The sequence below is a fragment of the Collinsella sp. LCP19S3_C9 genome, assembly GCF_052121575.1.
Taxonomy (GTDB): Bacteria; Actinomycetota; Coriobacteriia; order Coriobacteriales; family Coriobacteriaceae; genus Collinsella.
On sequence record NZ_JBQKDZ010000007.1, the window covers coordinates 110,191 to 116,413 of the forward strand.

Here is a 6,223-nt window from a genome sequence, read left to right on the forward strand (position 1 = left end):
GCCCGGTGGGCTCAGGTGCGTTAAAATGGGCTTGTTCTTAGCTAATTGAGACAGGGGGGCCGTGTTATGGCTTCAGATGCAAAAAAGATTCTGCTGGTCGAGGACGAGAAGGCGATCCGTGACGCTGTCGCTGCCTATCTCGAGCGCGAGGGCTACTGGGTTGTTGGCGTTGGCGATGGCCAGTCTGCGATCGAGGAGTTCGAGAAGCACCAGTTCGACCTGGTTGTGCTCGACCTTATGCTCCCCAAGATCCCCGGCGAGCGCGTTTGCCGCACTATCCGCGATACCTCGGATGTGCCCATCATCATGCTTACCGCCAAGGGCGAGATCGAGGATCGCATCATCGGCCTCGAGCTTGGTGCCGACGACTACCTGATCAAGCCGTTCTCGCCGCGCGAGCTCGTCGCCCGCGTTCGCGCCCTGTTCCGTCGTGCTCACCAGGCAGACGAGCCCGCCGTTGAGGTACTCGACTTTGGCGATCTGGTCATCGATATCTCGGGCCACAAGATCTTGGTCGAGGGCAAGGAAGTTGATTTGACCGCTTCCGAGTTTAAGCTGCTTACCACGCTTGCTCGCCATCCCGGTCGCGTCTATAACCGTATGGAGCTGGTCGAGAAGGTGCTCGGCTACGACTTTGAGGGCTACGAGCGCACCATCGACAGCCACGTGAAGAACCTTCGCGCCAAGCTGGGCGACGACCCCAAGAAGCCTAAGTGGCTCTATACCGTTCACGGCGTCGGTTATCGCTTCGAGGCTCCGGCCAAGACCGATAAGTCGGACGAGAAATAGGTAAATCACATATGACACCTGCGCGCTTTGAAATCGGACAAAAGCACAAGCAGGAGAACGAGGCGGGTTCCAAGGCAAGTTGGAACACGCCTCGTTCCGATTCACGGCCGGCGATGAGCTATCCCTCGCGTATGGCTTTGGCTTTTGCCCTGACATCGCTCATGACGGTATTGGTGCTGGTGGGCGTTGTCTCCGTTGTGTGGGGCACCGTCTTTTCGGATTACACGCGCTCCAATATCGTCGAGATCGCCAATTCTGCTGCCGAAAAGCTTGCGACGTCGTATGAGGAAAACGGCAATTGGACTGCGGGCGAGCTGCGCACGGTCGCGACATCGAGCTTGGTGTCCGACGACCTGGGTATGCAGGTCGTCAACAAAAAGGGCGTTGTCGTTTATGACGACTCATGGCCTTCGGCAAGTGCGACCGCCGATGTGCGCGAGAGCGAATTGCCGTCGAGCAGCTCGAGCGGTAAAAAGGCCTCGCATAGCCCGGTCTCGTCAGCGCCCACCGACTCCGATAGCGTTGCCAACGTCGAAATCGTTACGTCCTCTGGCGAGCATGTCGGACAGGTAAAGCTATGGGCTATCGGCTCCGACGCTCTGCTCACTAAGGCAGATTCTGCGTTTAGGGAGAAGACCTTTAACGCCATGGCTCTTGCCGCGGTTGTTGCAATCTGCATCTCGGTCGTTATCGGATCGCTCGTGTCGCGCATGCTTACCAAGCCGATTCATCGTATTACGAGCACAGCCAAGCAAATTCGCGACGGCGATCTGTCTGCTCGTACGGGCTTGCGCGGCGATGACGAAATCGACCAGCTGGGTGAGACCTTTGACGAGATGGCCACCTCACTCGAGAAAGATATGAAGCACGAAAAGCGCCTGACCTCGGATGTCGCACACGAGCTTCGTACACCGCTCATGGCCATGCTTGCAACGGTCGAGGCCATGCAAGATGGCGTGTATCCCACCGACGACGAGCATCTGGAGACGGTCGCTTCCGAGACGCGTCGCCTGGCTCGTTTGGTGCAGCAGATGCTCGACCTATCGCGTATGGAAAACAGCACGGCTCCGCTCAATCTCGAACCGGTGGACATGGTTCCGTTCGTGCGATCGATTGTGAACGGCCAGGAGCGTCTGTTTGCCGACCGTGACCTTCGCCTTCGCTTTGCAGATGAAACCCAGGGGCACGACGATGTCGTCGAGGCCGATCCCGACATGATCACGCAATGCGTCATCAACCTCATGAGCAACGCCATGCGCTACACCCCCGAGGGCGGTTGGGTCGTAGTGTCGGTGCTCAGTGACCGCAAGCATGTCAGTATTGCCGTTTCGGATACCGGTATCGGTATTGCCAAGGACGATCTGTCGCGTATCTTCGGACGATTTTGGCGCGCCGATGCCAGCCGCGCCCGCGAAGCTGGCGGCCTGGGCGTCGGCCTCGCCGTAACTAAACAGATCGTCGAGCGTCACCATGGCTACATATCCGTGGAGTCGGAGCTTGGAAAGGGTACGACTTTTACGATTCATCTGCCCCGCGAGCACACGGCGGACGCGGCATCTACTACAATGGAGCACTAGCTTTTCGCTATTCGGTGAAGGAGGGGCCGCGTCCCTGCCGCTCCGAGTTTGCGAAAACGTGCGGGAAAGAACCCGCATTTCTATCGTATTTAGGTAAGGAGTGACTCACGTGACAACGATGGAGCGTCGTCCGGATTCCCGTGGCAAGGTTCGTGATATCTACGATGCCGGCGAAAACCTGTTGATGGTCGCCACCGATCGCATTTCTGCGTTCGACTTTATTCTTCCCGACGAAATTCCGTTTAAGGGAGAGGTGCTCAACCGTATCTCGGCGTTCTGGTTCGACAAGTTTGCCGATATCGTCCCCAATCACCTCGTCTCCATCGATCCGGCGGATTTCCCCAAGGAGTTTGCCGAGTATCGTGACTATCTCGCAGGCCGCGCCATGCTGGTTAAGAAGGCCCAGACGATTCCTATCGAGTGCATCGTCCGCGGCTATCTGACCGGTTCGGGCAAGAAGACCTACGACGAGAACGGCACCGTCTGCGGCATCCAGCTGCCTGAGGGCCTGACCGAGGCCTCCAAGCTCCCCGAGCCGCTGTTCACCCCGTCCACGAAGGCCGAGATCGGTGATCACGACGAGAATATCTCGTTTGAGCGTTGCTGCGAGATCGTTGGCGAGGACATCGCCACGCAGATCCGAGATCTGTCTCTTAAGATCTACAAAGCTGCCGCCGAGTATGCAGCGACCCGTGGCATCATCATTGCCGACACCAAGTTTGAGTTTGGTGTCATCGATGGCAAGGTCACGCTGATCGACGAGTGCCTCACGCCCGACTCCAGCCGTTTCTGGCCTGCCGCCAGCTACGAGGAGGGTAAGATTCAGCCTAGCTACGACAAGCAATTCGTCCGCAATTGGCTCAAGGCCAACTGGGATATGACGGGGGAGACCCCGCATCTGCCCGCCGAGGTCATCGATGGCACGTCCGAGCGCTATCGCGAGGCCTTCCAGATCATCACGGGCTCCCAGTTTACAAGCATGAAGGAGAACGCGTAAGTGAGTACCCGCAGCGCCACGAACAAGCGCACGCAATCCCACGAGGTTACCGGGGTTGCGCGCAAGTCCGCCGCATCCGCCAAGCCAGCTCGTCAGGCAGCGAGTTCTGTTCGCGTCGTGCCGGCATCATCCAAGGCACGCCGCAAGGAGCTCGAGAAGGGCGAGAGCCTCGAGGGCCTCTCTAAAGAGGAGAAGCGCGCCCGCAAGGCTAAGCGGCGCGCCAAGGAGGACCGCATCTACACGGTGTCGAGTATCCTTCTCAAGCAGGATGAGGACTACACCAAGCGCCGCCGCATCTGGTGGGCCGTGCTTACTATCGGCATGGTGCTCGTCGTGGCCATTTGGTCTTCGCTGTACTTCGCTCCCGCTGGCATGGTGTCCAGCCCCGTCCAGATGGCCGGCATTGTTTTGTCCTACATCGTCATTCTGGGTGACTTCATCTACGACTTCGTGCGCATCCGTCCCTTGCGTAATATGTATCGCGCGCAGGCCGAGGGCATGTCCGATAACAAGCTCAACGCTATTATCGAGCGCTCGGCTGCCAAAGAGGACAAGAAGGCCTCCAAGAAGAAGTAGTAGCGTTACAACCTATAGATATCGCTAAGATATAAGGCGCGTCGTTTTTTGCGGTGCGCCTTTTTACTGTCCTGTAGATAGATGGAGTGGCACATGATTCGAGCTGCCCTGACGGTCGAAGAGGCTCTGGAGGGTATGAAGTCCCTGGAGCCCAAGATTAACAATTATGCGCGTCTCGTTGTCCGCAAGGGCGTCAACGTTAAGCCCGGTCAGGAGGTCGTCGTTCAGTCTCCCGTCGAGTGCGCGTCATTTGCGCGCGTGGTGGTTGCGGAGGCTTATGACGCCGGTGCCGGTCACGTGACGGTCATCTGGGCTGACGATGCCGTGACGAGGCTTACCTACGAGCATGTCGAGAAAAGCTATTTTGAGCAGACTCCCGAGTGGAAGCGCATGCAGCTGGATTCGTTGGCTCAGGACGGAGCCTGCTTTATCTTTATTGAGGGCACGGACCCTGCTGCCCTCAAGGGCATCGATCCCGCTAAGCCTGCCGCAGCTTCTAAGGCGAGGAACATGCAGTGTAAGGTCTTCCGCCGTGGACTGGACTACAACATTAACCCGTGGTGCATCGCCGGCGCTCCGGTCGCTGCTTGGGCGCGCGAGGTATTCCCGGGAGACGCCGATGAGGTTGCAGTCTATAAGCTGTGGAATGCGATTCTGCACACCGCTCGTGCTGATGGCCAGGACCCGGAGAGCGACTGGGAGCTCCATGACGCCACATTCGAAAAGAACCTGCGCTTCCTAAACGATAATCAATTTGATTGCCTGCACTACACCGCTTCGAATGGAACTGATCTGACGATTGGAATGACGAAAGACCATGAGTGGGCCGGCGGCAAGGGAAAAACTCCCGACGGTCACCCTTTCTTCCCCAACATTCCCACCGAGGAGGTCTTCACCTCGCCCGATCGCATGCGCGCCGACGGCATCGTGTACTCGGCTATGCCGCTCATTCACCACGGCAATAAGGTTGACGATTTTTGGATTAAGTTCGAGAACGGCCGCGTAGTGGACTATGACGCTCGCGTGGGTAAGGCAACGCTTGCGAGCATTATTGAAACCGATGAAGGTGCTGCTCATCTGGGCGAGGTCGCGCTTATTTCCAAGAACACACCGATTCGTGAAAGCGGCATTCTGTTCTACGACACACTCTATGACGAGAACGCCAGCTGTCACCTTGCGTTGGGTGTCGGTTTTCCCGAGTGCATCGAAAGCGGGTATGACATGTCCAAAGAGGAACTTCTGGAGCATGGCGTCAACGTTTCGAGCACGCACGTTGACTTTATGATTGGCACGGACGACATCGATATTACGGGCATTACACCTGATGGACGTGAAATTGTGATTTTCCAGAACGGCCAATGGAGTTGGGAATAGTCTCAGACCGTGGTACAATGCCATCCGCGGGCCGTTAGCTCAGCTGGCAGAGCAGGGGACTTTTAATCCCAAGGTCCAGGGTTCGAACCCCTGACGGCCCACCATAGAATAGAAAAGCGACTGGCGGATGCCGGCCGCTTTTTTGTTGCCGGTGCACGGGTTCGAACCCGAAAGGGCGCGGAGCTGAGGAAACGCGTCAGCGTTTGCCAGCGCAGCGCGCGAGGCGTGGAGGCGCCGAAGCGGCCGCCCGCGCAGCGGGCGCGAACCCCTGACGGCCCACCATAGAATAGAAAAGCGACTGGCGGATGCCGGCCGCTTTTTTGTTGCCGGTGCACGGGTTCGAACCCGATCTTCTCTATATATAAGGACGCCTGGCGGCCAAAACCAGCCTTTTACCGACAGGAAACCAAAACCAGATGCCGTTAGAGTAAAGTAGCGCACCAGAGATGACCGATACCTCAACACCTATAAACCAGCTGGTCATCGCCAATACCGGAAGCCGATGCTTCAGATATGACTTCAGTGGAACAGCTGAAGGATCAATTTATTTGTGAACAAAATATGGAGTGCGGGATTCCCGCCCCGCGGGCCCCTCCGGTCTGGCAATATATCTCCTTGCCGCGCGGCCCGGTCGGACCGGGAACCGGCGCAGGCGTGCACCTTGAGAACCGGATACTGCGAGGATGGACACACCAGATGTGTCGCATCCGGGCAGACATCGAACCATTTGAAATGGTCTGACTTGGATTCGTTTTTCGCAAGGCCGCCGAGAGGCGGCCCCGAGAATTCCTTTTCCTATACAGAACCATATGAATCGAACGGAACCGATCAGCGATGACTGAGAGGACCGGACGGGCTCGAGGCCCAAACATATTTGGACGGAGAGTTCGATCCTGGCTCAGGATGAACG

General features: G+C 57.5%; 5 protein-coding genes and 1 tRNA gene. All 6 read left to right on the forward strand.

The annotated features are described in order from the left end of the window. Positions 1–66: 66 nt before the first annotated feature. The 6 genes from ACTQXI_RS04945 to ACTQXI_RS04970 all read left to right on the forward strand — a co-directional run bounded on the left by ACTQXI_RS04945 (position 67) and on the right by ACTQXI_RS04970 (position 5,417). On the forward strand, positions 67–789 hold the full coding sequence (locus tag ACTQXI_RS04945; RefSeq protein WP_006236208.1) for a response regulator transcription factor: 723 nt from the start codon (positions 67–69) through the stop codon (positions 787–789). A gap of 11 nt (positions 790–800) precedes the next feature. Beyond that, the gene (locus ACTQXI_RS04950; RefSeq protein ID WP_154516828.1) at positions 801–2,366 is read left to right on the forward strand and encodes a sensor histidine kinase; all 1,566 of its coding nucleotides are present in this window, start codon (positions 801–803) and stop codon (positions 2,364–2,366) included. 118 nt (positions 2,367–2,484) lie between these two features. Next, positions 2,485–3,363: a phosphoribosylaminoimidazolesuccinocarboxamide synthase gene (locus ACTQXI_RS04955; RefSeq protein ID WP_154516897.1), complete on the forward strand. Its 879-nt coding sequence runs from the start codon at positions 2,485–2,487 to the stop codon at positions 3,361–3,363. After that, positions 3,364–3,939 carry a hypothetical protein gene (locus ACTQXI_RS04960; RefSeq protein ID WP_427717870.1) on the forward strand — a complete coding sequence of 192 codons (576 nt, stop codon included), beginning with the start codon at positions 3,364–3,366 and terminating at the stop codon, positions 3,937–3,939. Between the two features lie 93 nt (positions 3,940–4,032). Then, positions 4,033–5,313 carry an aminopeptidase gene (locus ACTQXI_RS04965; RefSeq protein WP_441048787.1) on the forward strand — a complete coding sequence of 427 codons (1,281 nt, stop codon included), beginning with the start codon at positions 4,033–4,035 and terminating at the stop codon, positions 5,311–5,313. A 28-nt stretch (positions 5,314–5,341) separates the two neighbouring features. Next, positions 5,342–5,417: transfer RNA gene (locus ACTQXI_RS04970), tRNA-Lys, on the forward strand. Positions 5,418–6,223 lie beyond the last annotated feature (806 nt).

Excerpts from the sequence above, each read along its gene's own strand:
- ACTQXI_RS04945 (WP_006236208.1), top strand. The coding sequence starts at position 67 with ATGGCTTCAGATGCAAAAAAGATTCTGCTGGTCGAGGACGAGAAGGCG.
- ACTQXI_RS04950 (WP_154516828.1), top strand. The coding sequence starts at position 801 with ATGACACCTGCGCGCTTTGAAATCGGACAAAAGCACAAGCAGGAGAAC.
- ACTQXI_RS04955 (WP_154516897.1), top strand. The coding sequence starts at position 2,485 with ATGGAGCGTCGTCCGGATTCCCGTGGCAAGGTTCGTGATATCTACGAT.
- ACTQXI_RS04965 (WP_441048787.1), top strand. The coding sequence starts at position 4,033 with ATGATTCGAGCTGCCCTGACGGTCGAAGAGGCTCTGGAGGGTATGAAG.